21 protein-coding genes are annotated in these 25,408 nt (G+C 73.2%); 11 read left to right on the top strand and 10 right to left on the bottom strand.

The features are described from left to right. The first annotated feature begins 87 nt into the window (after positions 1-87). Genes ACGFIB_RS35325 through ACGFIB_RS35315 form a run of 3 tightly spaced genes read left to right on the top strand, consistent with a single transcriptional unit; the run spans position 88 to position 3,946 of the window. Positions 88-930: a carotenoid biosynthesis protein gene (locus tag ACGFIB_RS35325; RefSeq protein ID WP_393377735.1), complete on the top strand. Its 843-nt coding sequence runs from the start codon at positions 88-90 to the stop codon at positions 928-930. Beyond that, positions 918-2,462: a phytoene desaturase family protein gene (locus ACGFIB_RS35320; protein ID WP_393377734.1), complete on the top strand. Its 1,545-nt coding sequence runs from the start codon at positions 918-920 to the stop codon at positions 2,460-2,462. The genes ACGFIB_RS35325 and ACGFIB_RS35320 overlap by 13 nt, the downstream gene beginning before the upstream one ends. Next, positions 2,459-3,946, top strand: a complete 1,488-nt coding sequence (locus tag ACGFIB_RS35315) for a glycosyltransferase (RefSeq protein ID WP_393377732.1) — start codon at positions 2,459-2,461, stop codon at positions 3,944-3,946. Before ACGFIB_RS35320 ends, ACGFIB_RS35315 begins: the two co-directional genes overlap by 4 nt. Here ACGFIB_RS35315 and ACGFIB_RS35310 read toward each other — a convergent pair. Further along, complete coding sequence (locus ACGFIB_RS35310; protein ID WP_357028271.1) at positions 3,897-4,511, bottom strand: glycerol-3-phosphate acyltransferase; 615 nt, start codon at positions 4,509-4,511, stop codon at positions 3,897-3,899. The two genes, ACGFIB_RS35315 and ACGFIB_RS35310, sit on opposite strands and share 50 nt — an antisense overlap. Here ACGFIB_RS35310 and ACGFIB_RS35305 point away from each other — a divergent pair. Beyond that, positions 4,468-5,232, top strand: coding sequence for a spheroidene monooxygenase (locus ACGFIB_RS35305; RefSeq protein ID WP_393377730.1), 765 nt, complete (start codon positions 4,468-4,470; stop codon positions 5,230-5,232). The two genes, ACGFIB_RS35310 and ACGFIB_RS35305, sit on opposite strands and share 44 nt — an antisense overlap. Positions 5,233-5,318: 86 nt before the next feature. Here the strand turns inward: ACGFIB_RS35305 and plsX are convergent, their stop codons facing one another. From plsX to ACGFIB_RS35285, 4 genes are read right to left on the bottom strand one after another with little or no spacing between them, the layout of a single operon-like run. Further along, entirely contained in the window at positions 5,319-6,368 is a 1,050-nt protein-coding gene (gene plsX, locus ACGFIB_RS35300; RefSeq protein ID WP_393377727.1) for a phosphate acyltransferase PlsX, read from the bottom strand. A 1-nt stretch (position 6,369) separates the two neighbouring features. After that, on the bottom strand, positions 6,370-7,299 hold the full coding sequence (locus ACGFIB_RS35295) for a phytoene/squalene synthase family protein (protein ID WP_357251009.1): 930 nt from the start codon (positions 7,297-7,299) through the stop codon (positions 6,370-6,372). Continuing rightward, a complete protein-coding gene (locus ACGFIB_RS35290) occupies positions 7,296-8,837 on the bottom strand; it encodes a phytoene desaturase family protein (protein WP_393377724.1) in 1,542 nt (513 codons plus the stop codon). The genes ACGFIB_RS35295 and ACGFIB_RS35290 overlap by 4 nt, the downstream gene beginning before the upstream one ends. Then, positions 8,837-10,069, bottom strand: coding sequence for a polyprenyl synthetase family protein (locus ACGFIB_RS35285; protein WP_393377722.1), 1,233 nt, complete (start codon positions 10,067-10,069; stop codon positions 8,837-8,839). Before ACGFIB_RS35285 ends, ACGFIB_RS35290 begins: the two co-directional genes overlap by 1 nt. A gap of 194 nt (positions 10,070-10,263) precedes the next feature. On the opposite strand from ACGFIB_RS35285, the gene ACGFIB_RS35280 reads away from it, so the two are divergent. The 3 genes from ACGFIB_RS35280 to ACGFIB_RS35270 all read left to right on the top strand — a co-directional run bounded on the left by ACGFIB_RS35280 (position 10,264) and on the right by ACGFIB_RS35270 (position 12,473). Beyond that, the gene (locus ACGFIB_RS35280; RefSeq protein WP_393377720.1) at positions 10,264-11,265 is read left to right on the top strand and encodes a MerR family transcriptional regulator; all 1,002 of its coding nucleotides are present in this window, start codon (positions 10,264-10,266) and stop codon (positions 11,263-11,265) included. A 123-nt stretch (positions 11,266-11,388) separates the two neighbouring features. Continuing rightward, a complete protein-coding gene (locus ACGFIB_RS35275) occupies positions 11,389-11,910 on the top strand; it encodes an RNA polymerase sigma factor (RefSeq protein WP_393377718.1) in 522 nt (173 codons plus the stop codon). A gap of 65 nt (positions 11,911-11,975) precedes the next feature. Then, the gene (locus ACGFIB_RS35270; protein ID WP_393377717.1) at positions 11,976-12,473 is read left to right on the top strand and encodes a TspO/MBR family protein; all 498 of its coding nucleotides are present in this window, start codon (positions 11,976-11,978) and stop codon (positions 12,471-12,473) included. A 238-nt stretch (positions 12,474-12,711) separates the two neighbouring features. Here the strand turns inward: ACGFIB_RS35270 and ACGFIB_RS35265 are convergent, their stop codons facing one another. Beyond that, entirely contained in the window at positions 12,712-13,683 is a 972-nt protein-coding gene (locus tag ACGFIB_RS35265; protein WP_393377714.1) for an SDR family NAD(P)-dependent oxidoreductase, read from the bottom strand. Positions 13,684-13,746: 63 nt separating this feature from the next. On the opposite strand from ACGFIB_RS35265, the gene ACGFIB_RS35260 reads away from it, so the two are divergent. Then, positions 13,747-14,319 carry a TetR/AcrR family transcriptional regulator gene (locus ACGFIB_RS35260; protein ID WP_357250989.1) on the top strand — a complete coding sequence of 191 codons (573 nt, stop codon included), beginning with the start codon at positions 13,747-13,749 and terminating at the stop codon, positions 14,317-14,319. Between the two features lie 138 nt (positions 14,320-14,457). Here the strand turns inward: ACGFIB_RS35260 and ACGFIB_RS35255 are convergent, their stop codons facing one another. Next, positions 14,458-14,964, bottom strand: coding sequence for a MarR family winged helix-turn-helix transcriptional regulator (locus tag ACGFIB_RS35255; RefSeq protein ID WP_357265003.1), 507 nt, complete (start codon positions 14,962-14,964; stop codon positions 14,458-14,460). Between the two features lie 86 nt (positions 14,965-15,050). Here ACGFIB_RS35255 and ACGFIB_RS35250 point away from each other — a divergent pair, with 86 nt between their 5' ends. Then, on the top strand, positions 15,051-17,351 hold the full coding sequence (locus ACGFIB_RS35250; protein ID WP_357265001.1) for a phosphoketolase family protein: 2,301 nt from the start codon (positions 15,051-15,053) through the stop codon (positions 17,349-17,351). A 207-nt stretch (positions 17,352-17,558) separates the two neighbouring features. Continuing rightward, a complete protein-coding gene (gene thrS, locus ACGFIB_RS35245; RefSeq protein WP_357250980.1) occupies positions 17,559-19,535 on the top strand; it encodes a threonine--tRNA ligase in 1,977 nt (658 codons plus the stop codon). Between the two features lie 225 nt (positions 19,536-19,760). Here the strand turns inward: thrS and ACGFIB_RS35240 are convergent, their stop codons facing one another. Next, positions 19,761-20,300 carry an Asp23/Gls24 family envelope stress response protein gene (locus ACGFIB_RS35240; RefSeq protein ID WP_393377710.1) on the bottom strand — a complete coding sequence of 180 codons (540 nt, stop codon included), beginning with the start codon at positions 20,298-20,300 and terminating at the stop codon, positions 19,761-19,763. 308 nt (positions 20,301-20,608) lie between these two features. Here ACGFIB_RS35240 and ACGFIB_RS35235 point away from each other — a divergent pair, with 308 nt between their 5' ends. Beyond that, complete coding sequence (locus ACGFIB_RS35235; RefSeq protein WP_357250974.1) at positions 20,609-21,157, top strand: HIT family protein; 549 nt, start codon at positions 20,609-20,611, stop codon at positions 21,155-21,157. Positions 21,158-21,198: 41 nt separating this feature from the next. Here ACGFIB_RS35235 and ACGFIB_RS35230 read toward each other — a convergent pair whose 3' ends face one another. Beyond that, positions 21,199-23,418, bottom strand: coding sequence for a hypothetical protein (locus tag ACGFIB_RS35230; RefSeq protein WP_393377707.1), 2,220 nt, complete (start codon positions 23,416-23,418; stop codon positions 21,199-21,201). 168 nt (positions 23,419-23,586) lie between these two features. Continuing rightward, positions 23,587-25,185: a glycoside hydrolase family 10 protein gene (locus ACGFIB_RS35225; RefSeq protein WP_393377704.1), complete on the bottom strand. Its 1,599-nt coding sequence runs from the start codon at positions 25,183-25,185 to the stop codon at positions 23,587-23,589. Between the last annotated feature and the right edge of the window lie 223 nt (positions 25,186-25,408).

The raw sequence follows: 25,408 nt of genomic DNA, 5'->3' as shown, positions 1-25,408 counted from the left end.
CGGTGCGTACGGCGGGGCGTCCCCGCCGGCCGCACCCGCGTGAGGCGGAGCGCATCCGATCAGGGGGATGCGCTCGAATGACCCTACGTGGAGACCTGGGAGACCGCACGGAAGAGCGCGGCCGAGGCTGACGGCACACCGCCGGCGAACGCGCCCCGCCTGGCAGGCGCGTGGCCGATCGCGGCCGGCGTGGCCGCGCTGGTCGCGATGGTGGCCGCCCAGATCGCGACGGGACTGCGGCCCCAAGATCTGCGCCTCACCACCGCCGTCGTGGTTCTGCTCGCGGTGAGCGCACTCGCCTTCGCGGCGGCGGCGCACACCCCGCGCAGGGCGGCGGGCGCGTTCGCGGCGGCGGTGGCGGCCGGTTACGCCGCCGAGTGGATCGGCACGAGGACGGGCCTGCCCTTCGGCGACTACCGCTACACCGACGCCTTGTGGCCGCGGCCCGGCGGCGTTCCGCTGATCGTCGCCCTCGCCTGGGGTGGCATGGGCCTGGCCGCCCACGCCGTCGCCCGCCGTATGGCGCCGCGCGGGCGGCTGACGCCGATCCTCGCCGGAGCTTTGGCGCTCACCGCGTGGGACCTGTTCCTCGACCCCCAGATGCTCAGGCTCGGACTGTGGGTCTGGGCGGAGCCGGGGCCGTACCACGGTGTGCCGCTCACCAACTTCGCCGGCTGGCTGCTGGTCTCTGTCCTGGTCATGGTGCTTGTCGACCGCGTCACGGGCCGCGCCGCCGCGAACCGGCCCGTGAGCGGCGCCCAAGCGGCGGGGACGACCGGGCTCGTCACGCTCTACACGGTCATGGCGATGATGGAGACCGTCGGCTTCGCCGTGGTCTTCCGGCCGCCCGATCCGTTCGTGGCCGCCGCCGGAGGGCTCGCGATGGGCGCCTTCGCCCTGCTCGCCTGGAGGCGCGCGTGGCGGAGGTGATCGTGGTCGGGGGTGGCGTCGGCGGCATGGTGGCCGCCCTGCTGCTCGCGCGGGACGGGCACGACGTGCGGATCTACGAGCGGCTGCCCCGGCTCGGCGGCAAACTGGCCGAGCACAGGCGGGACGGGTTCACGTTCTCGATCGGCCCTTCGCTGCTCACGCTGCCCGGCCTCTTCCTGGACCTCGGCGTGCCGCTCGACCTGGTCGAACTCGACGAGCTGTGCCGGTATCGCTTCGCGGACGGCTCGACCCTGTCCACCTGCCGGGACCCGGAGCGTACGGCAGAGGCGGTGGACCGGCTCGCGCCGGGCGAGGGCCGCAACTGGCGGGCCTTCCACCGCTGGGCCGAGCGCTGCCTGGACGCCTCCACGCGCACCTTCTTCGCGGGACCGCCGTCCGGGCCCGTCGTCGAGCCGCCGTTCCGGGTCGCGGGCCGGCGGCCCGGCGAACGGCCGGTCGGACCGGCGGGCGGGCAGCCGAGCGGCCCTCTCCCGCGTCCCCGGCTGGGCGACCTGCTCGCGGTCGCGCCGGGCCGCACCCTGCATGCTCTGGCGGGCCGATTCTTCCGGGACGCCCGCCTGCGCCAGTACGTCGACCGCTACGCCACCTACGCCGGGTCGAACCCCTACCGGGCGCCCGCCGCCCTCGGCTGCGTCCCCGCCATCGAGCACGGTGACGGCGGATGGTACGTGCGGGGCGGGCTGCCCCGCCTCGCCGACGCGCTGGCCGCGGCGCTGGACAAGGCGGGCGTCGAGATCCGCCTGGAGACCGAGATCGCCGAGATCGTCGCCGACGGCGAGCGGGTCGGCGGCGTCCGCACGGTCCTCGGAGAGGTGGTCAGGGCTGACGTCGTGATCGTCAACGCCGACGCGGCCTCCCTCTACGGGCGGCTCCTGCCCGACCGCGCGCGGCTGCGCCGGATCGCCCGGCTGGGCCTGTCGTCGTCCGCCTTCCTGATGCTCGCCGCCGTGGAGGGGCGGACCGAGGGCCTGCCGCATCACTCGGTCGTGTTCTCCGCCGACTACCGGCGCGAGTTCGGCGACATCTTCGACCGGCGGCGGCCGCCGGAGGACCCCACGGTCTACATCGGCTGCCCGGCGGTGACCGACGCCACCCAGGCTCCCGCCGGCGCGGAGAGCTGGAGCATGCTGGTGAACGTCCCCGCAGGCGACCCCGGGCGCTGGCCGACGCCGCCCGAGGCGTACGCGGAGCTGGTCCTCGACCGGCTGGCCCGCCGGGGGCACGACCTGTCCGGACGGCTGCGCTTCCTCGACCTGCTGACCCCGGCCGACCTGCGTGACCGGTACGGCACCTGGGGCGGGGCGATCTACGGCGGCGCGTACGGCGACCCGTTCGCCCCCTTCCGCCGTCCCGGCAACCGGGGGCCGCGGCGCGGGCTGTACCTCGTCGGCGGGTCGGCGCATCCGGGAGGCGGGCTGCCGCTGGTGGCGATGGGCGGGCGCATCGTGGCCGCGCTGGTGCGCAGGGACTTCCCCCGCTCCAGGCCGCGGCCGGAGGAGGCGGGACGGTGACGACCAGGACGGCCGGGGTGGCCAAGCTGGGCAGGGCGGCCGGGGCGGTGAAGACGGCTGGGGTTGTGGGGGCGGCCAAGACGGCCAGGGCGGCCGGACGCAAGCGGCCCGGGACCGCCGCCCGGGTGCTCGCCGCGGCCCAGGCCGTCGCCGCGGTCGTCGTGCTGGTGCGGCTCACCCGGGGCCGCCGGCGCCTCCCGCCGCTCACCGCACCCGCGCCAGAAAGGTCCCCCGGCGCCGGTGACGGGGCGTCGCGGGCGTCCGCCGGTGGGGGGATGTCGCGGGGTGGTGATGGCGCGGCCGGAGGCGGTGGGTCGGTCGGAGGCGGGATGTCGCGGGGTGGTGATGGCGCGGCCGGAGGCGGTGGGTGGGCCGGAGGCGGCGAGTCAGCTCTTAGGGGCGACCCGGCGGCGCCGATCGGCCGCGACGGAACGCCCGGTGGGGGAGATCCGGACATCTCGGTGGTCATCCCGGCGAGGGACGAGGAACGGCGGATCGGTCCCTGCCTGCGGGCGGTGCTGGCCGATCCCGCCGTCACCGAGGTGATCGTGGTGGACGACGAGTCCTCGGACGGCACCGCCCGGCTGGCCGCAGCCAGCGGGGCGACGGTGGTGCGCGGACGCCCGCTGCCGGACGGCTGGGTGGGCAAGCAGTGGGCGCTGCACCAGGGGCTGCGGGAGGCGCGCGGCGAGATCGTGGTCACCTTGGACGCCGACACCCGGCCCCGGCCCGGCCTGTTCGGCGCGCTCGCCGCCGCCCTCGGGGACCACGACCTGGTCAGCGCTGGCCCGCGTTTCGTCTGCGACGGCCTCGCCGAGCAGGCGCTGCACGCGTCGTTCCTCGCCACGCTGGTCTACCGGTTCGGCCCCATCGGGCCCCCGGCCCCGCCGCCGCCCCACCGGGTGGTGGCCAACGGCCAGTGCCTGGCCTTCCGCCGGGAGGCGATGCGGCGGGCCGACGGTTTCGCCCGGATACGCGGCCACATGACCGACGACGTCGCCCTCGCCAGGACCCTGGCCGCCGACGGCTGGAGGGTCGGCTTCCTCGACGCGGGGGGCCTGCTGGAGGTCGACATGCACGAGTCGGCGGCCGAGGTGTGGCGGGAGTGGGGGCGTTCGCTACCGCTGCGCGATGTCACCCGCCCCGCCTGGCAGGTGGCCGATCTCGCCGTCGTCTGGCTCGCCGCCGCGTTGCCGGCGCTCCGCCTGGCCGCCGGGCGGCCGACCCGGCTCGACCTGACGCTGCTCGCCGTACGGGTGCTGCTCACCACCGCGCTGCGGCGCAGCTACGCCCGGCCGGGCGCGGGCGTGATGCTGTCGTTCCTGCTCGACCCGGCCACGGCCGTACGGCTGACGCAGGCGACGCTGCGGCCCGTCAGGACCTGGCGGAGCCGCGCCTACGGCCTCGGCCGCCCAGCCGTCGCCGCCGGCGCCGTCACGTCCGGCGCGCGGCCAGCGCCGCCTGACCGAAACGCAGCCCGATGAGGCACATCAGCGCGCCGGTCGCGGCGACGTGGCCGATCGGCGCGAACGGCAGTTGCAGCAGCGGGATCGCGAAGACCCCGGCCCTGGCCCCGATCGCGAACGACCGCGTGAGCAGGAACGTCACCGCCAGCAGGGCGAGCGCGAGCACGAACGCGGGCGGGCAGATCACCGCGACGCCGCCGGCGAAGGTCAGCACCGACCGCCCGCCGCGGAACCCGGCGAAGACGGGCCAGGCGTGCCCGATCATCGCGGCCCCCACCGCCAGGTATGCGGCCGGGGCGCTCGGGCCGGTGACCACTCCCGGCCCGGTCGTGTGCGCGCCCCCGGCCAGCAGGCCGAGCAGCCCGGCGAGCACGCCCTTGGCCGTGTCCCCGGCGAAGACCGGCGCGGCGGCCCGGCGGCCGAGCCGTTCGCGCACGTTCCAGAAGCCGGGGTTGCGGTCGCCCACCTCCCGGGGATCGACGCCCCGACGCCCCGCGACCAGCACCGCCACCGGGATCGAGCCGAGAAGGTAGCCGCCGATGAGCGCCACCAGCATGGGGACGAGCGGCGGGAGCGTCGTCACGTTCCACCTCCAGAGATACGCCGGTCGGGGGGCGATGCGGCACATGGCCTTCGACCGTCCGGTGCTGCGCCGCACCGGGGGCCTGCTGTTCTGGCGGCTGCTCGGCACGGGCCGGGGGGCGTCGACGACCCTCGGCGCCGACCTGCGCCGCTGGGCGCTGCTCGCCGTCTGGCGGGACGAGCAGGCGGTCGAAGAGTTCCTGGCATGCTCGCCGATCCCCGCGAGGTGGCGGCGCGAGGCGATCGAGACCTGGCACGTGCGGCTCGCGCCGACCGCCTCGCGCGGGCGCTGGAACGGCGCCGAGCCGTTCGCCCCCGTGACCGGCGGCCCGTACGGCGAGCCGCGCAGCGGTCCGGTGGCGGTGCTGACCCGGGCGTCGATCCGGCCGTCGCGGCTGCCGGCGTTCTACCGGTCCGCACCCGCCGTCGACCGGTCGCTGCGGGCCCAGGAGGGCTGCCTCGCCTCCGTCGGGATGGGGGAGTGGCCGGTGGCCAGGCAGGCGACCTTCTCGCTGTGGCGGGACGCCGCCGCCGTACGAGCGTTCGCCTACGCCGGGCGGGCGCACCGCGAGGTCGTCGAACGGGTCCGCGCCCACGACTGGTACTCCGAGGAGTTGTTCGCCCGGTTCGTCCCCTACGCCAGCGCGGGCACCTGGGACGGCGCCGACCCTCTCGCCGACCCCTACGCCGGTCCCCACGCCGGTCCCCTCGCCGATCCCTGAGCAGTCCGGCGGGCCGCTCGGGCGTCCTCGTGAGCCGGAACGCGAGCCGGAACGCGAGCCGGGGCCGGGCCCGGCGGTGTGGGAGATCACGACACGGGGCGGATGGCGAGACGGTCGCCGAGACGGGCCACGACCTCGCCCTCGGCCAGGTCGCGCGCCACCACGCAGGCCCTGGCGATGGTCGCTGCCCGGGAGGAGCCGTGCGCCACGACGACGGTGCGGGTGAGCCCGAGCAGGGCCGCGCCGCCGTGCGTCTCGGGGTCGTAACGGCGCGCCACCCGGCCGAGCTCGGCGGACCCGGCCACGCCCTGCGCCGCCGCGAGGGTGAGCGCGGCGCGCACGGTCCCCTCCACGTTCTTCAGCACGACGTTGCCGGTGAAGCCGTCGGTGACGATGACGTCGACGGCCCCGGTGAGCACGTCGCCGCCCTCGACGTTGCCGTGGAAACGCAGCGGCATGCCGCGCAGCAGGGTCTCGGCGCGGCGGGTCAGCCGGTTGCCCTTGCCGGGCTCCGCGCCGATCGACAGCAGCCCGACGCGGGGGTCGGGCACGCCAAGCACGACCTGCGCGTACGACGCCCCGAGCAGCGCGAACTGGGCGATCATCTCGGGCGTCGGGTCCACGGTCGCCCCGGCGTCGATCAATACGGTGGCCCCGCCCGCCGTCGTCGGCAGCGCCACGGCCAGCGCGGGGCGCAGCACGGCGGGCGCGGTGCCCAGCCGGTCGACCGCGCAGGCGACCAAGGCCCCGGTGGACCCCGCCGACACGAAGGCCGCGCCCGCTCCGGCCCGCAGGAGATCGAAGCCGACGGCCAGGCTGGAGCAGGCCATGCGGACCGCGCCTGCGCCCCGCTCGGTCATCGGCACGACGTCGGCGGCGTGCGCGACGTCGATCTCGCCCGCCGCCCCGGCGCGGGCCAGTTCTCCGCGCACGGCCCCGGACCGGCCGACGAGAACCACCGGCACGCCGTGCTCCCGCCACGCCTCGACCGCCCCGCGCACGATCTGCGCGGGCCCGTGGTCCCCGCCCATGGCGTCCACCACGACCCGCCGGGACATCACGTCCCGCTCGCGGGCGGGAATCCGCTGCCCGGGGACCGGACCGGCGCCGGGCGCGGCGTCCTGTCCGGGATCCACGTCAGGCCACCCCCACCCGGCGCTCGGCCCGCACGGCGGAACGCGCGGCGAGCAGGTGCCGGACGAAGATCGCGAGCCGGCGCCGCCGGGGCACCGCGGCCCGCCTCACCAGCACGTCGTGCCCGGCCGCCTCGACCTCGTCCAGGATGCCGCCGTACAGCTCGTACGCGGCGGTGATGCACGGCCGGGACGACGGCGCGAGCAGCGCGATCCCGTCGCGGGCCCGCCGGTAGTGGTCGCGGGCGCGGTCGCACTCGTAGGCCACCAGCTCCCGCACGGCCGGCGTGGCGTACGGCGCGGCCAGATCGGCCTCGGTCACGCCGAACTTCTCGAGATCCGACAGCGGCAGGTAGATGCGGCCCCGCGCCAGGTCCTCCCGGACGTCGCGGATGAAGTTCGTGAGCTGGAAGGCCAGCCCGAGCTGGCGGGCGGGCTCGCGGGCCCGCGCATCCTCGCCCGGCAGTGCCTCCAGCACCGGCAGCATCATCGTCCCGATGACCGCCGCCGACCCCTCCATGTATCCCAGCAGGTCGTCGTAGGTCGCGTACCGGTCCACGGTCAGGTCGGCGCGCATGGACGCGAGGAACGCCCGCACGTCGGCCTGGTCGATCCCGAACGCCCGCACCGTGTGCGTGAACGCGGGGAGCACCGGATCGTGGACGCGCTCGCCGTCGAGCGCGGCGGCGAGCCGGGAGGACAGGCGCTCCAGCGCCGCGGCGCGGTCGCCGGTCATCGCGAGCGAGTCCACGATCTCGTCGGCGTAGCGGGCGAAGCCGTACAACGCGTGGACGTGCGGTCGTTTCCACGCGGGCAGCAGGCGGGTGGCCAGGTAGTAGGAGCGGCCGTAGCTCGCGTGCAACCTGCGGCACCGCTCGTAGCCGGCCGTCAGCGTCGCGGCCGGCGCCCGGGATGGCGTGCTCAGCGTGCTCATGGGGCGCTCTCCAGGATACGTTCGGCGGCCAGACGGCCGGAGATCAGCACGGGCGGCACCCCGACCCCGGGTGCCGTGTACATGCCGGCGAAGTGAAGTCCGGGGACCCGCCTGGCCGCGCCGGACGGGCGGAACCACGCGGTCTGGGTGAACCGGGCGTCGAGTGCGAAGGGCGTGCCGGCCGAGTGGCCGCGCCGCCGCCAGGCGGGGGGATCGAGCACCAGCCGGGGCGTGGCGGACAGGTCGCCGTATCCGAGGTCGGCGAGCCGGCTCAGCATGCGGTCCACGAGGCGGGGGGTGAGGGCGGTCCAGTCGGCGCCGCCCCGCGTGTTCGCGGTGGGTTCCAGCACGCTGAGCACGGCGGGGCCGCCGTCGCCCGGCCCGTGGTCGTGTGGTCCGTGGTTGTCTGGCCCGTGGTTGTCTGGCCCGTGGTTATCGGGCCCGTGGTTATCGGGACAGGTCACCAGCAGGCTCGGGTCCGATTGCGGCCTGCCCGCCTCCAGAGCCGCGAACGTCGACTCCCACTCCCGCCCGAAGTGCAGGGTGTGATGGGCCTGGCCCTCCGGACGCCGGTCGAGCGCGAAGTGCACCACCAGGCAGGAGGGGGAGAAGCGGGGCCGCCGCAGCCGCCAGTCGGCCGCCTCCTCCGGCAGCAGGCCGTCGCCGCCCCGCCGGCCCTGCGCCCGGACCAGGTCGCAGGCCACCACGGCGTGCCGGGCGGCGAGCCGTTCGCCGGTGGCGAGGCGGACGGCGACGACCCCCGCGCCGTCGGTCTCGATCCGCGTGGCCCGCACGCCGTACCGGAAGACCGCCCCGGCCTTCTCCGCGGCGGCGGCCATGGCCCGGGGGACGGCGTGCATGCCGCCCTCCCTGGGGAAGTAGACCCCGCCGACCGTGTCCATGTGCGCGATCACCGCGTACACGCCGAGGGCGCGGCGCGGCGACAGGCCGACGTACAGCGCCTGGAAGGTGTGCGCCCTGATCAGCCGCTCGTCGGTGAGGTGACGCCGCACGAGCCCGTCCAGCCGGCGGAAGCCGCCGAGCGCGGCCAGCCGCGCCAGCGCGTACGGCCGGGCCAGCGCCCGCAGCCGGGTCATGTCCCGGTCGATGAACGCGCCCCACTCGGCCTCGAACATCTCTCCGAGCAGGCGCCGGAACCGCTGGTAGCGCCGGGCCTCTTCGGGCCCGCACAGCTCCCGCACCTGCTCGGCCATCGCGTCGGCACCCGCCACCACGTCGAGCCGCGAACCGTCGTGGAAGGTCAGCCGGTAGTACGGGTCGAGCCGCCGCAGCGGCAGCCAGCGCTCCATGTCCTGTCCGGCGGCGGCGAAGGTGTCGGCCAGCACCCCCGGCATGGTCAGCACCGAGGGGCCGGTGTCGAAGCGGTGGGAGCCCAGGGTCGCCGTGCCGCAGCAGCCGCCCGGCACGTCGGAGGCCTCCACGACCGTCACCTCACGGCCCGCCCCGGCCAGGCGCATCGCGGCGGACAGACCGCCCAGCCCGGCGCCGATCACCACGACCGGCCCGCCCGCGGTCATCAGGCCGCCCCGCCGGCGGCGGGCTCGGCGGAGCCGGCCTGAGGGGCGGGGCCGGGAGAGGCCGCGTTTCCGGCCTGGCCGGGCCGAGTCGTGTGGTCGGGCCGAGCTGCTGGGTGGGGCTCGGCCGCGGGGTGGGGCTGGGCCAGGCGGAGGGCGAGGCCGAGCAGGGCCGTCCGGGCGTCCGCGGGGATGTCCGCCCCGGAGAGCGCCTCGCCCGCGGACTCGGTCAGGTCGCGGATGCGCCGCTCGACCGCCTCCAGCGCGCCGGTCGCGACGATCACCTCCCGGGCCGCGGCCAGGCGGTCCGGCCGCGCCTCGCCCGTGCCCGGCAGTGCGTCCAGCAGCGCCGCTCCCGGGCCGTCCGCGCGTTCGCGCGCCAGCGTCAGCAGGTAGGTCCGCTTGCCCTGCAGCAGGTCGGCCCCGGCCGGCTTCCCGGTCCGCGCCGGGTCGCCGAAGACGCCGAGGACGTCGTCGCGGAGCTGGAACGCCTCGCCCAGCGGGAGGGCGTACGCGCTGAGGACCCGGCGTAGCCCCGGGTCGCCACCGGCGATGGCGTGACCGAGGTGCAGCGGCCGTTCCACCGTGTACCTGCCCGACTTGTACGTCGAGATCAGCAGTGCCTCCCGGTGGTCGCCGCCCCCCCGGGCGGCGCAGGTCAGGTCGAGGTACTGCCCGGCGATCAGCTCGACGCGGAGCTGGGTGAAGACCTCCAGGGCGTCGGCCAGCCTGCGGCGGTCGGCCAGCAGCGCGGAGTCGGCCCAGGTGAAGGCGAGCACGCCGAGCAGGATGGCGGCCGACTCCCCGAACCGCTGCGACGACCCGGCCCAGCCGAGCTCCCGGTGACGCTCGGCGAGCGCCAGGTGGGCGGTCGTCCGGCCGCGCCTGAGGGGCGACTCGTCCATCACGTCGTCGAGGATCAGCGCGCACGCGTGGAGGAGCTCGATCGAGCAGCCCGCCGCCAGCACGGCCCCGAGGTCGTCGGGTGAGCCGCCGCAGGCCCGGTGACCCCAGTACACGAACGCCGGCCGCAGCCGCCTGCCGCCGCGAGCGACGAAGTCGGCGAGGTGACGTCGCAGCACCTCCCGGTCGTCGGCGCCAAGGAAGGACAACCGGCTCAGCTCGCGCCGGAGCAGCTCGTCCAGGGCGTGGTCGAACAGGCCGGAAAGGTGGCGATCGAACGGCTCCCGCGGGTCGTCCCGAACGCCGCCGCTCTCGCGGGTCAACGTCAGCATGCGCACTGCTCCTTCGATCGTTACGGTGATCGGCGGCGCCGTCAGTAGAGTTTTCGCGCCCGCCCGCTCCGGCGGTTGCATCCGGGCAAGGCCCCCGGGCCGAAACACGGTCAGGGCCGAAACACGGTCAGGGCCGGGCACGGGCGCCGGGCGCGGAAGGCGTGGCGACGACCGGATGGACACGGGGTGAGCACGTGACGCGCGAGGGCGGGTCGGGGGCCGGGGAGAACGCGGCCGCCGAAGAGGAGCCGGGCTACGGCATCGGGGCCGTCTCCCGCCGGCTCGGCGTGCCCGCGTCCACGCTGCGCACGTGGAATCTCAGGTATGGCATCGGCCCCAGCAGGCGCAGCCCCGGCGGGCACCGGCGCTACGACGACGCGGACCTGCGCCGCCTGGAGGAGATGAACCGGCTGATCCGCGCCGGGATGCCGCCGGCCGACGCCGCCAGGCAGGCGCTGCGGCTTAGGCCCGCGCCGGGGGAGCGGGCGGCGTCCGCCCCGGCCCGGGAGGGGGCCGGGTCAACGGAGTCGCCCGGACGGCCGGAGCCCGCCGGGCCGTCCGCCTCCGCCGTACGGCCGGCCGCCGACATCGGATTGCTGTCGGCGGCGATGCTGGCCCGCGCGGTGACGGTGCTGGACACCGAGACGGTGGACGCGGGACTGGACGCGGCGCTGGCCGCGCACGGCGTGATGTGGACGTGGGAGCGGCTCGTGCTGCCGGTGTTCGCGGCCGTCACCCGCAGGCAGCAGGACACCGGAGCCGGGATCGACGTCGAGCACCTGTTCTCCGACCGGCTCCAGGCCGCACTGGCGCGGTTCTCCGCGCGTGTGCCCTCGCCCGTGCATCCCCGTCCTGTCCTGCTGGCCGCTGCGGAGGAGGAGCAGCACGCGCTGCCGATCCACGCGCTGGCCGCCGCGCTCGGCGTGCTCGGGGTGGAGACCCGCGTGCTCGGGGCGCGCACGCCGTACACCACGCTGGCGGACGCGATGCGGCGCCTCGGTCCCGCGGCGGTGTTCGTGTGGTCGCAGCTGCGGGAGACGGGCGATCCGACCCCGCTGGCCGGTCTGCCGGGGCTCCGTCCCGCCTGCCGTGTCGTGGTCGGCGGCCCCGGGTGGCGCGACGGCCTGCCCACGCATGTCATCCGGGTGAACACGTTTCGTGACGCCCTGTCGGCGGTAATGACCACTCTGCGGTGATTCGCCCTCTTTGGCGCATCTTTGATCCGGTGTTCGGCCCCCATGGTTGTCCGCTGCCAGCGCGGGCAGCTATGAATAGGTTTTGAATAAGTTTTCGCCGAGTCTTCTGCCCAAGGGGGGCTGATGGAGGAGACCCTGGAGTTCCGCCTCGCCGCGGGGGACACGGGAGCGCTGGGGGAGTGCTACCGGGTGCACTCGCCGGCCGTGCGCTCCTACCTGCGCAAACTCGTGCCACCTCAGGACGTGGAGGACGTCATGCAGGTCGTCTTCACCGAGGTGTGGCGCTTCCGGCACCGCTTCGACCCGGGCCGCAGCCTGCCGGCCTGGTTGCTCGGCATCGCCCGCAACCGGGCGGTGGACCACCTGCGGGCGCGGGCCCCGGCGACGGTGCCGCTGGAGGCGGTCCCCGACCCGGCGGGGCGCGACGGCCGGCTGGACGGCGACCAGTTCGCCGACCGCGACCGGATCCGCCGAGCGCTGGCCTCGCTGCCGCAGGTGCAGCGCCAGGCGATCGAGCTGGCCTACTACGGAGACCTGACACAACGGGAGATCGCCGAGCACCTGCGGGTCCCGCTCGGCACGGTCAAGGCGCGCACGGCCCGCGGCCTGCACCGCCTGTCCACCCTGCTGCGGCCGGCAGCCTGACCACGGGGCCCAAGGAGTAACCCCGTTCCCGCATGAGTGCGGACGAGGGGGAAGAAAGAGGACGCATGAGGCGCACATCGAAGAAGACGCTAGTGCGGACGGCCCTCGCGGTGACCGCGACCGCCGCGGTCGGCGGCCTGTCCACCGACGCCCGCTCCGGCTGGTACGCCCGCCTGCGCAAGCCCTCCTGGCAGCCGCCGCCGAAGGCGTTCGGCCTGGTCTGGACGCCGTTGTACGCGACGATCGCCTACGCCTCCGCCCGGGCGCTGTCGCACGGGGACGACGGCTCCCGGCCGGCCCTGCGGCGTGCGCTCGCCGCCAACCTGGCGCTCAACGCGGCCTGGCCGCCGCTCTTCTTCAAGGCCCGCAACCCCCGCCTCGCGCTCGCGGAGATCCTCGCGCTCAACGTGTCGAACGCGCTGCTGACCCGCCGCCTCCTTCGGCAGGACCGCACGGCCGGGCTTCTGCTGCTGCCGTACGCCGGGTGGACGGTCTTCGCCACCGCGCTCAACGCCGCCATCGCCCGGCACAACCCGGAAGCGCGGCACAACCCGAAGGTCTGAGGGTCAGCCGATCGCATCCACCGGCACCCGGTGGGGATGAGCATCCGCGTCCTGCGATGACCGGCGCGGGGCTGTCGTGGATGTGCCGGCGCAGGGCGGCTCCGCAGACGGGGAGCCCGGGATGCCGGGGTGGCGGACCTACCTGCGAGCCACTCCGGTCGTAGGCCGGTCCGGCCTGCTGACTGGTGCTTCGAAGCCACGCAGGCTGACTCCTGTCGGTTGCTGCGGCGTCGAGAGGTCAGACGCGGAGCAGGTCGGTCGAGACCGTCCAGAGGCGCTTGGCGGCAGTGGGGTCGAGCGCCCATTCCTTGACGCCGTGCGGGTGCTGGGCGAGGTCGGCGTCGTCCGGCACGGTGTAAGCCTCTTGTGAGTCGTCGAGGTAGTGGCCTCCGAAGTGGGCGAACTCCGGGGCGACGGCCGCGACGATGCTGGTGGCGGCTCCCTGCTCGACCGTTTTGTAGGTGAAGATTCCGGCGGCCTCGGCCGCGTCGAGCGATGCCTTCTGCCGCGCGGTGAAGTTGCGCTGCAGTCCCGTCGCGACACCGCCGGGGTTCACCGCATTGGCGATGATGCCGTCGGAGGCCCAGAGGCGAGTCGCCTCGACGGCGAAAAGAGAGTTCGCCGTCTTCGACTGGGCGTAGGCGATCTGCGGGTCGTAGCCGCGACGCTCGAAGTGGAGGTCGTCGAAGTCGATGCCGGAACGCATGTGCGCGGTCGAACTGACCGAGACGATCCGTGCTCCATCACGGTCGGCCGCTCCCAGGGCCAGGGCGTCGTGCAGGCCGGTGGCGAGGGCGAAGTGGCCGAGATGGTTCGTCGCGAACTGCAGCTCCCAGCCCTCACGCGTACGTTCGAGGCCACCGGTGACCACGCCCGCGTTGTTGATCAGCAGATGGAGTGGACCGTTCCATGCGTCGACGAATCGCGTGACGGTGCTTCTGTCGGCGAGGTCGAGCCGGACGACTCGGGGCCGGATCCGTCCGGTCGACTTCGCGATCGTGTCGGCGACGGCGTCGCCCACGGTCGTGTTCCGAACGGCGAGCGTTACCTCCGCTCCGGCGGAGGTCAGCGCACGAGCGGTCTCGGCGCCGATTCCGGAGGAACCTCCGGTCACGATCGCGCGGACCCCGGTGAGGTCGACGCCGCGCAGCACCTCGTCCGCGGTGCTGGAGGAGGTGAAGGGTGTAGTGATGAGTTCGCGCATGGTCATGGCGGTGACTATACACACTAGACGGGTTTTGTATAGTGCGCCGCTGGCTCGTATGCTCGTTTCATGAGCAGTCCCGAGGTCGGTCACCCGCCGTCGACAGTCGCCGATACCGATCGTCGGATCACGGTTCTGGACTCCGCGATGGTCACGTTCGCGCGATTCGGTTACCGGAAGACCTCGATGGAGGAGGTCGCGCGTGCGGCGGGCATCTCGCGCCCCGGGCTCTATTTCCTCTTCTCCTCGAAGGAGACTCTGTTCCGTGCGGCGGTCACCCAGGCCCTGAATCGCGATATCACAGCGGTCGAACACGTCCTGGCCGACACCGGCCGACCCCTTTCGGAGCGTCTCGTCGAAGCGTTCGATCAGTGGGCAGGCCGCTACATCGGCCCGCTGGCGAGCGATGTCGCGATGGTCATCGAGGACAATCCCGACCTCCTCGGAGAGATCATCGAGACTCCGCGGCGACGTTTCGAGGAACTGATCACAGACGCGGTCGCCATCACGTCGGGACGCGAGGCGGCTCCCCTTGTCGCGCAGACGATGATCAGCGCGTCGATCGGAATCAAGCATCAGGTCGCGTCACGGGAGGTCTACCTCGAACGACTGGAGGTAGCCGTCGATCTCCTGCTGCGCTGATCAGGCGTGACCATGTCGCGCGCGAGACCGGCTGCGGCCGGATCTCACTGCGCCGGATCTCACTGCGCCGGATCGCGGTGCGGCCGGATCTCGCTGCGGCCGGATCTCGCTGCGGCCGGATGTCGGTGCGGCCGTATCTCACTGGGCGGCGGCGTCGAGCGCGGGCGAACCCTCGGCCTCCGCGGCCCTGTGGTACTCGAAGGCCGACAGGATCGTGTCGAGGATCTCACCGAACTGCCGCACCTGACCGGGGGTGAGGGGGTCGAACAGCACCCGGCGGACCTCCTCGACATGGCCCGGCGCCGCCTCCACGAGCGCGGCGAAGCCCTCGTCGGTGAGCTCGGCGACGGTCGTTCGCCGGTCCTCCGGCCGCTTGAGCCGCCGCACCCAGCCCTTCTCCTCCAGCCGGGAGACGGCGTGGGACAGGCGGCTCACCGAATACTGGAGGATGGCCGACAGCTCGGTCATCGTCATGGTCCGCCCGGGCGACTCGGAGAGGACCACCAGGATCATGTAGTAGGCGTGCGGCATGCCCGAGTCGCGCTGCAGCTGCCGTTCGAGGGCCTCCTGCAGGAGCTGGCTGGTCCGCAGGTAGGAACGCCAGGTGTGCTGCTCCTCCTCGTCGAGCCATCGGGTGCCGGGCATGGCGCCAAGACTACCGTCGGTGGGCACGCTGTTTTGTGGGCGAAAGACCCTGGTTCACCCGCCACCGCTGGGAAAGTGTCAGGGGCATGGACGCATACGGGAACATCGACGCCTACTGGCGGGCCGCGAACTATCTGTCCGTCGGCCAGATCTACCTGATGGACAACCCGCTGCTGACCGAGCCGCTCAGCCCCGAGCACGTCAAGCCGCGGCTGCTCGGCCACTGGGGCACGACGCCGGGGCTCAACTTCTGCTTCGCGCACCTCAACCGGATCATCCGGGAGCGCGGCCAGGACATGATCTACATCGCCGGCCCCGGTCACGGCGGCCCGGCGGCGGTCGCCCACGCGTGGCTCGAAGGCACCTACACCGAGCGCTACCCCCATGTGACCCAGGACGCCGAGGGCATGCGCAGGCTCTTCCGCCAGTTCTCCTTCCCCGGTGGCATCCCCAGCCACGTCGCCCCCGAGACGCCGGGCTCCATCCACGAGGGCGGCGAGCTCGGTTACGCCCTCTCCCACGCGTACGGCGCGGCCTTCGACAACCCCGGCCTGGTGGTGGCCTGCGTCGTCGGCGACGGCGAGGCCGAGACCGGCCCGCTCGCCACCGGCTGGCATTCCAACAAGTTCCTCAACCGGGACACCGACGGGGTGGTCCTGCCGATCCTGCACCTGAACGGCTACAAGATCGCCAATCCGGCCGTGCTGGCCAGGATCCCGGAGGACGAGCTGGTCAAGCTCTTCGAGGGGTACGGCTACCGCCCGCACATCGTCGCCGGCCAGGAACCGGCGGAGATGCACGAGCTCATGGCCGCGACCCTCGACACCGTCTTCGAGCAGATGGCCGACCGCGGCCCGCTGCCGATGATCATCCTGCGTACGCCGAAGGGCTGGACCGGGCCGCGCGAGGTCGACGGGCTCCCGGTCGAGGGCACGTGGCGCGCCCACCAGGTGCCGCTGACCGACGTGCGGAACCGGCCCGACCGGCTGGAGGCTCTGGAGGAGTGGATGCGCTCCTACCGGCCAGAAGAGCTCTTCGACGTCGACGGACGTCCGGTCGAGATCATCACGCGGACCGTCCCGGACGGGCCGCTGCGGATGAGCGCCAGCCCGCACGCCAACGGCGGGGAGCTGCTGCGCCCGCTCGTGCTGCCCGACTTCCGCGACTACGCGGTCGAGGTCAAGGCGCCGGCGAGCGCCTCCAGCGAGCCGACCCGCGTCCTCGGGGCGTTCCTGCGCGATGTCATCGCGGCCAACCCTGCGAACTTCCGGCTGCTCGGCCCGGACGAGACCGCCTCCAACCGCCTGTCGGCCGTCTTCGAGGCGACCGACAAGGAGTGGGAGGCCGCCCTGCTGCCGACCGACGAGAACCTCGGCCCCCGGGGCAGGGTCATGGAGGTGCTCAGCGAGCACCAGTGCCAGGGCTGGCTGGAGGGCTACCTGCTGACCGGCCGCCACGGGCTGTTCAACTGCTACGAGGCGTTCATCCACATCGTGGACGCGATGTTCAACCAGCACGCCAAGTGGCTGGAGTCCTCCCGCAAGATCCCCTGGCGGCGGCCGGTCGCCTCGCTGAACTACCTGCTGTCCTCCCACGTCTGGCGCCAGGACCACAACGGCTTCAGCCACCAGGACCCCGGCTTCCTCGACGTCGTCCTCAACAAGAAGGCCGAGGTCGTCCGGGTCTACCTGCCGCCGGACGCCAACACCCTGCTGTCGGTCGCCGACCACTGCCTGCGCTCGCGCGACTACGTCAACGTCGTCGTGGCGGGCAAGCAGCCCGTGCTCGACCTGATGAGCATGGACGAGGCGGTCGTCCACTGCACCCGCGGGCTGGGCATCCTCGAGTGGGCCTCCACCGACGCGGGCGCCGAGCCCGACGTCGTGCTCGCCTGCGCCGGTGACGTGCCCACGCTGGAGACCCTGGCCGCCGCCGCGCTGCTGCGCGAGCACCTGCCCGAACTGCGGATCCGGGTGATCAACGTGGTCGACCTCATGCGGCTGCAGCCGGCCTCCGAGCACCCGCACGGCATGAGCGACGCCGAGTTCGACGCGCTGTTCACCACGGACAAGCCGGTCATCTTCAACTTCCACGGCTACCCCTGGCTGATCCACCGCCTGACCTACCGGCGGACCGGGCACGACAACCTGCACGTGCGCGGCTACAAGGAGGAGGGCACCACGACCACGCCGTTCGACATGGCGATGCTCAACGACATCGACCGCTTCCACCTGGTGATGGACGTGATCGATCGGGTGCCCGGCCTGGGCGGCAGGACGGCCCACCTGCGTCAGCGCATGGCCGACGCCCGGCTGCGCGCCCGCGCGTACACCCGCGAGTTCGGCGAGGACCCCGCCGAGATCCGCGACTGGACGTGGCCCTACTGATTCCGGGAGGCGAGTCCGGCAGCGGGGACGGCGGCGAGTCCGACGGCGGGCATGGCTGGCGGGCACGGCGGCGGGCACGGCGGCGGACGCGGCGCATCACCGCCATTCGGGGGCGACGGCACCGGTAGCATCGGATGCGACCGGAGCCGCCGCCTCGGGCGCGCGGCCATCCGAGATCCATGCGCCGACCTGTCCTAAGGAGCCACCGTGTCCGCCGCCCTTGAGATACGCATCACCCTCGCCGGAGCCGAGCGCGTGGTGGCGGCGGGTACGACGGCCGGGGAGGCGCTCGGCGCCGACGGCAGGTCGGTGATCGCCGCCCGGATCGACGGCGAGCTGCGCGACCTGGCCACCGAGGTCGCCGAGGGCGACGTGGTCGAGCCGGTCGCGATCGACAGCCCCGACGGCCGGGCCATCCTGCGCCACTCCACCGCGCACGTCATGGCCCAGGCCGTCCAGGAGATCTTCCCCGACGCCAAGCTCGGCATCGGCCCGCCGGTCGAGAACGGCTTCTACTACGACTTCGACGTCCGCGAGCCGTTCACCCCCGACGACCTCAAGCGCATCGAGAAGCGCATGCGCGAGATCGTCAAGCAGGGGCAGACCTTCCGGCGCCGCCCGATCGGCGACGACGAGGCCCGCGCCGAGCTCGCCGCCGAGCCGTACAAGCTGGAGCTCATCGGGCTCAAGGGCGGCGCGGCCGAGGCGGCCGACGGCGCGAACGTCGAGGTCGGCGGCGGCCAGCTCACCATCTACGACAACCTCGACGCCAAGTCGGGCGAGCTGTGCTGGAAGGACCTGTGCCGGGGGCCGCACCTGCCGAGCACCCGGGTCATCCCGGCCTTCAAGCTCATGCGGTCCGGCGGCGCCTACTGGCGGGGCAGCGAGAAGAACCCGCAGCTCCAGCGCATCTACGGCACCGCCTGGGAGACCCGCGAGAAGCAGGACGAGTACCTCAAGCTCCTGGAGGAGGCCGAGAAGCGCGACCACCGCAAGCTCGGCGCCGAGCTTGACCTGTTCTCCTTCCCGGACGAGCTGGGCTCCGGCCTGCCGGTGTTCCACCCCAAGGGCGGCGTGATCCGCCGGGTGATGGAGGACTACTCGCGCCGCAGGCACGAGGAGGCGGGTTACTCCTTCGTCAACACCCCGCACATCACGAAGGACAACCTCTACAAGATCTCCGGCCACCTCGACTGGTACGCCGACGGCATGTTCCCTCCCATGGAGCTGGAGGGCGCGCGCTACTACCTCAAGCCGATGAACTGCCCGATGCACAACCTGATCTTCAGGGCGCGCGGGCGGTCCTACCGTGAGCTGCCGCTGCGGCTGTTCGAGTTCGGCACGGTCTACCGCTACGAGAAGTCGGGCGTGGTGCACGGCCTGACCCGCGTACGCGGCCTGACCCAGGACGACGCGCACATCTACTGCACCCGCGAGCAGATGCGCGACGAGCTCACCTCGCTGCTGCGGTTCGTGCTCGACCTGCTGCGCGACTACGGCCTGGAGGACTTCTACCTGGAGCTTTCCACCAAGGACCCGGTGAAGTTCGTCGGCAGCGACGAGACCTGGGAGGAGGCCACTCAGACCCTGCGGGAGGTGGCCGAGTCCGAGAAGCTGGAGCTGGTCCTCGACCCGGGCGGCGCGGCCTTCTACGGGCCCAAGATCTCCGTTCAGGCCCGGGACGCGATCGGCCGGTCCTGGCAGATGTCGACCATCCAGCTCGACTTCAACCTGCCCGAGCGCTTCAACCTCGAATACCAGGCTCCCGACGGCACCCGGCAGCGACCGGTCATGATCCACCGGGCGCTGTTCGGATCGATCGAGCGCTTCTTCGGCGTGCTGGTCGAGCACTACGCGGGCGCGTTCCCCGCGTGGCTCGCCCCGGTGCAGGTGGTCGGCATCCCGATCGCCGACGCCCACGCGCCCTACCTGCAGGACGTCGCCAAGCGGCTGCGCGAGCAGGGCATCAGGATCGAGGTCGACGAGAGCGACGACCGCATGCAGAAGAAGATCCGCAACGCCCAGAAGGCCAAGGTGCCGTACATGCTGCTCGCGGGCGACGACGACATCGCGGCCGGCGCGGTGTCCTTCCGCTACCGCAACGGCGAGCAGAAGAACGGCGTGCCGATCGACCAGGCGATCGACGAGATCGTCGACGCGGTCCGCCGCCGCGTCCAGGTCTGACCCGTCATCGTCGCGAACGCGGGCGGCCCCCATCCGGGGCCCCCGCGTTCTCGCTTCTCCCGGCAGCGTGGGGGAATCTCGCGGCTGTGGGAAGGTCCTCCGGCGGCACCGGCCGGACACCAGCCGGCACCAGGCCGGCACCGGGCCGATATCGGGCTGACACCGGCCGGCACTGGGCCAGCACCGCGCTGACACCGGCCGGCACCGCGCCTACACCGGGCGGGCTCAGGCGGCCGGGGCATCCTCGGTGGGAGCGTCCTGACCCGGGAGGCGGACGTCGTCGACGGTCACGTTGACCTCGACCACGCGCATGCCGAGCATCCGGCTCACCGACCTGGCCACGTTGACCTTGACCTCGGTGGCGACGTCCATAACCACGTGGCCGTACACGATGACGATGGTCACGTCGACCGAGACCTGCCGGTCCTGGATGCTGGCCTGCACGCCCTGCGTCGCCCGCTTGGTCCCCACGCCGATGCGGTCGCGCACGGATTCGAAGGCACGCTCCAGGTCGCCACCCAGGTCGGCCACGCCGGGGATCTCAAGGGCGGCCAGCGCGGCCACCTTCTCCACCACCTCGTCGGCGACCTTGATCCGGCCCTTGAGGACGTCGGCGGCCGGCGTCCCGGGCCTCGGCGTCTCCGGGGAGAGGTCCGGCTCGGCCGGAACGGCCGCCTCCACGCCCGCCGGGTCGTCGAGGCTCCCCTCGGCGTACGCGTCGGTCTGGTCTTCCACTCGCTCCTCGACGGCGGCGGCCTCGCTCATGTGACGGCTCCTCGGGGGGTGGGCGTCCGGCACGTGCATTCTGCCCGATGATCACCCGAGCCGTCCGGTGTCCGCGGATATCGGTGTCCGTCGGTCGCGGCCCCGGTGGTCGTGGGCTGAGTGGTCCAGAGTCCGGGTGGTCGAGAGTCTGGGTGGTCGAGAGTCTGGGTGGTCGAGAGTCCGGGTGGGTGCGGCCCTGATGGTCGAGAGTCTGGTGCAACCCGGCCGGTGAGAGGAGATCCGCGGGGTCATATGCTGCTGCCAGTGCTGAACGCACCGGGGCAACGGGAGCGGAGGAGATCGCGGCCGTGGATTCAGAGCCGATCGAGCAGGCGGGCGCCGGGATTCCCGACAGCTTCCAGCGCCTGTGGACCCCGCACCGGATGGCCTACATCAAGGGCGAGAACAAGCCCAGCGGGTCCGGCGCGGATGAGGGCTGCCCGTTCTGCGAGATTCCCCGGCTCCCCGACGAGGACGGGCTGATCGTGGCCCGGGGATCGGCCGTTTTCGCCGTCCTCAACCTCTATCCGTACAACTCCGGGCACCTGATGGTGTGCCCCTACCGGCACGTGTCCGACTACGCCGACCTCGACGGGCCCGAGACGGCAGAGCTGGCCGAGTTCACCAAGCGCGCGACGCAGGCGCTGCGCAAGGCGAGCGGGGCGCAGGGCTTCAACGTCGGCATGAACCTGGGCGGTGTGGCGGGCGCGGGCATCGCCGCCCACCTTCACCAGCACGTGGTGCCCCGGTGGGGCGGCGACACCAACTTCATGCCGGTGGTCGGGCACACCAGGGTGCTGCCGCAACTGCTGCGCGACACGCGCGACCTGCTCGCCGAGGCCTGGCCCGCCTCCTGACCGACCGCTCCTCGGCCACGAGCCGGTTGCCCGGACGGCCGTCAGGCCGCCGCGGGGCTCGCGGCCGGGCCCGGCGATCCGGCGGGCAGGACCGCCTCGCCGTGCTGCAGGGCGCGGATGCCGGCGCTGAGGACGAGCGGCACGGCCAGAGCCAGGGCCATGGACAGCACCGCGGCCCCCGAGTCGTTGACGAGCATGCCGACCAGGCCGCTCACGAGCGCGCCGAGCAGGCCCGCCCTGAGCATGGGCGCCCGTTCGAACGCGATCGGCAGGACGCCGGCGCTCGCCGCCCCCGGCCGCAGCAGCGCGAAGACGAGGAACGCGAACGCGGTGATCACCACGGGCATCAGGTTGGGGCTGAGCAGCGTGGAGAGCATCGCGCCGAGCTTGCGGGAGATCACCGGCAGGAACGTGCCGTCGGCCACCTGCCCCACGAAGCGGCCCAGGTGCGTCTGGCTGGCCGGGGGGCGCAGGTAGTCGAGGTAGGCGATGGCCATCACCAGAACGCCGCCCGCGGCGCAGAACGCGCCCAGCTTGACGATCGACACCCGCTTGCCCGCCACGATCAGGGCGGTGACCGCGATGCCCGGGACGAAGGCGATGACGCCGCCGAAGTCGCTGCCCACGCCCGGCCAGCCGTCGAGCAGCATCGCGAAGGCCCCGAGCGCGGCGACCAGAGCCACCGCGACGGTCTTGCGGCCCGCCCTGACCAGCCGGTCGGCGGCGGCCGTGGTGACGAGCAGCACGGCCGTGGCGAGCAACGCGAAGGGGATGTTGCCGAGGCCGTAGTAGCGGGCGCCGACCACGCCCGTGTAGCCCATCAGGCTGTTGAGCTGCAGGGGCGTGCCGGTCAGCAGGTCGCCGAGCAGCACGGCCGCGGTCACCGCCGCGATCACCGTCAGCGGCCCGAGCACGCCGCGCCGCCACGGTCCCGCGAGGGCCGCCACGGTCAGCGCCACGGCGATCGCCGCGATCGAGGCGAAGAGCATGACGGCGGGCTGTGCCGTACGGGCCCACTGGGTGAGGTTGACGAGATAGGTCGAGACGGGGATCGCGGCGAGCGCCACGGCGGCGGCCCGTACGGCGGGCAGCCCGTCGCGGCGGCGCAGCAGCAGGAACGCGGTGACGTAGAAGACCACCTGGAGCACGGCGAGCGTGGTGAAGAAGACGCCCGTCGTGTCGCGGATGGTCTGCCCGGCGACGTCGGCGGTGCGCAGGGCCGCCACACGTTCGTCCAGGTTCGCATCCGTCGCGTGGGTCTCGACCGGCACGCCGACGACGGCCGGGGGAGCGTCCACCCCGGCCCTGGCCAGGATCGTGGCGGTGAGATCCGGCAGGATGATCATGTTGTCCCTGTGGGTGGACCGGGCGCCGAGCGTCCGCGCCGGTCCGCCATTCGGGTCACTACCGGGGTCACTGCCGAGATCACTGCCGTGGCCGTGCAGCATCGCGGTTCTGAGGTGGGGGACGGAACCGTGGTCGGAGAGCCCGGCGACCAGCACCGTCGCCGATCCGAGCCGCGGCAGGAACGCGCCCAGCTTCGCGTCGGCCGCCCGCGCGGCGGCCCGCCGCGCGTCGGCGGGCAGGCGCTCGGGCACGTCGGTCAGCCGGTCGCCGGAGACGTAGGGCGCGACGAGGTCGGGGATCTCCACGGCGACCACGTCGCCGCGCGTCCACTGCGCGACCTCGGCGGGGGAGGGGGCGTAGACGTCCACCCGGCCCTCGCGGTCGGCCAGCGCGAGCGCCGCTCCCGGGCCGACGGCCATCGTCGTCCGCCCGGCCGCGTGCAGAGCCTGACCGAGCGTGCCCGCCTCGCGCTGCTCCCGCACCTCCCACAGCCAGGAGAACTCGGGGATCACCGCCCCCTCGCCGTCGGCCTTCGGCGTGGGGGCCATGCCGCACGCTCCCCCCACCGCCGACCGCACCCCGGCCGAGACCGTGAGCCAGGCATCGTACGGGCAGGTGTCCTTGCGCACGGCTCGCACCGACAGGGAGCCGACGGCGGAGTCACCGGCGAGCCGCCAGAGGTTCGGGGTGTCGGCCGGGGTGACGTCACTCCACATCAGGCCGGGGATTCCGACGAGCACGACCCGTTCACCGGCCGCCGTCGCCGGTCCGGCGGTGAGCCCGGCGGACGCGGCGGTGAGCCTGGCGGACGCGGCGGTGAGCCCGGCGTACGCGGACGCCGCGGGAGCGGAGGCCACGGCCGACACGCCGAACACCACGGCGACGACCGCCCGCTTCATCCACGTGCCTCTCACCGGCGACCCCCAGTGCCCGTATACGCAGTCCCCGTACGTGCAGTCCCGGTGCGTGATCTTGAAAAAACTCGCGACCACGCTATCGGACCCGCTGACGGCCGCGCAGCAATCCACGGCGACCCGTTCCGGCGGAGGCAGGGCCGCGGCCCGGGTGGCAGGCCCGGGTGGTCAGGCCCGGGTCGCGGGGCTCTCGTTGCCGAGGCGGTCGACGGCGGTGACGTAATAGGCGCCGGGGCCGCGGGCGGCGTACGACGGAGCCTGGGACGCCGGCACGACGGCCACCAGGTTGCGCGCGTCCGCCGTGGCGCAGGAGGCGTCCTTGCCCGTCACCCGGTAGATCCCGTATGACTGGGCGCCCGGCTGGGCCTGCCACATCAGCGTCCCACCGGCAGCCTTCACCCCGCGTGGGGCCGCGGGTGCGGACCCCTGCCTGAGCACCGGCGGCAGCGCCGGGCGGGCGTAGTGGCTCTTCACGATCCGGTCGAGCACGCCCAGCGGGTTCTTCACCAGTTGCGCGGCGCTGAAGTAGACGTCGCCCGAGATCTCCGGATACCTGCGGTTCAGCGTGAGGTGGGCGGGCAGCTCGCCCGCCTTGGTCCAGGCCGGGGTGTCGGCGGTGCCCACCCGGTAGAGCGCCTGCCCGATGTAGAGGCCGACGCCGGTGCCCTTCACCGCGTCGGCCCACCACTTGGCGAGCACGGAGTAGTCGGCGGCGGCGAATCCCCGGGGCCAGTAGAGCTGGGGCATCACGTAGTCGACCGAGCCCGCCTTGATCCACGCCTTGGCGTCCGCGTAGATCGAGTCGTAGGCCGACATGCCCTTGGTGGCCGAGCCGGCCGGGTCCTCGTTCTTGTTGCGCCAGATGCCGAACGGGCTGATCCCGAAGACGGTGTACGGCTTGGCCGTGTGGACCGCCCGCGAGACCTGGGCGACGAGCTGGTTCACGTTGCGCCGCCGCCAGTCGGCCAGCGTCAGGCCCTTGCCGTACTTCTTGTACGCGGCCTGGTCGGCGAAGCGCGTGCCCTGGCCGGGGTAGGGGTAGAAGTAGTCGTCGAAGTGGACGCCGTCGACGTCGTAGCGCTTGACGACGTCCGTCACGACCTTGGTCACCCAGTCGCGCACCTGCGGCAGGCCGGGGTTGTAATACAGCTTGCCCTCGTGCTTGACGGTCCAGTCGGGATGCAGCAGCGCCGGGTGCCCGGCGGGCAGCTTCGAGGAGGCCGAGTCGGCCGCCCGGTAGGGGTTGAACCACGCGTGGAACTGCAGGCCGCGCTTGTGGGCCTCATCCACGAGGAACGGCAGCGGATCCCAGCCCGGGTCCCGGCCGGCCGTGCCAGTGAGCCACTGGGACCACGGCTCCAGTGACGAGCGGTAGATCGCGTCCGAGGCGGGCCGCACCTGGAAGAACACCGCGTTCAGATGCCTTGTGACCGCGTTGTCGAGGAGTTTCACATATTCGGCCTTCTGCCTATCGGGTGACAAACCCGATTTCGACGGCCAGTCGAGATTGTGCACGGTGGCGATCCAGACGCCGCGAAGCTGGCGCTTGGGGTACTGCGCGCTGGTGGCGCAGGTGGCCGCCGCCGTGAGAGTCTCCGCGTCGACGTGCTGCCGCGTCGCCTTCGGCACCGCCGTACGGCCGTCCTTCTCGGCGCCGACCTTCTCGGCCTGGGCGCCGGGACCGAACGTGTAGGCGGCTCCGACGGCGAGGGCGGCGATGACGGTGGTCGCGATCAGCGGGCGGACGACCTGTCTCCGCTCGGTCACGTGGCTACCCCTCCGATTTGCCAGTAAGTCCGGCCACAAGTCTTACATCGGCAAAAGAGCGGTCTAGCCAGAAAAACGAAATGAATTTGTGATACAGACGTGACGCGGGGCACCTTCTGGGGCTCCCCTTACCCGGGAGGCGCGAAACCCGGCGTCGGCGACGGCATGGGTGAGCTGCGAAAACCCCGGCGGCCGGGAGGCGGGCCGCCGGGGCTGCGAATCG

Source organism: Microbispora bryophytorum (assembly GCF_043197435.1).
GTDB classification, from domain to species: domain Bacteria; phylum Actinomycetota; class Actinomycetes; order Streptosporangiales; family Streptosporangiaceae; genus Microbispora; species Microbispora bryophytorum.
The sequence above is the reverse complement of the archived record's forward strand: the minus strand, read 5'-3'. Positions and strand labels throughout refer to the sequence as shown.

Excerpts from the sequence above, each read along its gene's own strand:
- ACGFIB_RS35305 (WP_393377730.1), top strand. The coding sequence starts at position 4,468 with ATGAGCGCCACCAGCATGGGGACGAGCGGCGGGAGCGTCGTCACGTTC.
- ACGFIB_RS35295 (WP_357251009.1), bottom strand. The coding sequence starts at position 7,299 with ATGAGCACGCTGAGCACGCCATCCCGGGCGCCGGCCGCGACGCTGACG.
- ACGFIB_RS35290 (WP_393377724.1), bottom strand. The coding sequence starts at position 8,837 with ATGACCGCGGGCGGGCCGGTCGTGGTGATCGGCGCCGGGCTGGGCGGT.
- ACGFIB_RS35285 (WP_393377722.1), bottom strand. The coding sequence starts at position 10,069 with ATGCTGACGTTGACCCGCGAGAGCGGCGGCGTTCGGGACGACCCGCGG.
- ACGFIB_RS35275 (WP_393377718.1), top strand. The coding sequence starts at position 11,389 with ATGGAGGAGACCCTGGAGTTCCGCCTCGCCGCGGGGGACACGGGAGCG.
- ACGFIB_RS35270 (WP_393377717.1), top strand. The coding sequence starts at position 11,976 with ATGAGGCGCACATCGAAGAAGACGCTAGTGCGGACGGCCCTCGCGGTG.
- ACGFIB_RS35265 (WP_393377714.1), bottom strand. The coding sequence starts at position 13,683 with ATGACCATGCGCGAACTCATCACTACACCCTTCACCTCCTCCAGCACC.
- ACGFIB_RS35260 (WP_357250989.1), top strand. The coding sequence starts at position 13,747 with ATGAGCAGTCCCGAGGTCGGTCACCCGCCGTCGACAGTCGCCGATACC.
- ACGFIB_RS35255 (WP_357265003.1), bottom strand. The coding sequence starts at position 14,964 with ATGCCCGGCACCCGATGGCTCGACGAGGAGGAGCAGCACACCTGGCGT.
- ACGFIB_RS35250 (WP_357265001.1), top strand. The coding sequence starts at position 15,051 with ATGGACGCATACGGGAACATCGACGCCTACTGGCGGGCCGCGAACTAT.
- ACGFIB_RS35240 (WP_393377710.1), bottom strand. The coding sequence starts at position 20,300 with ATGAGCGAGGCCGCCGCCGTCGAGGAGCGAGTGGAAGACCAGACCGAC.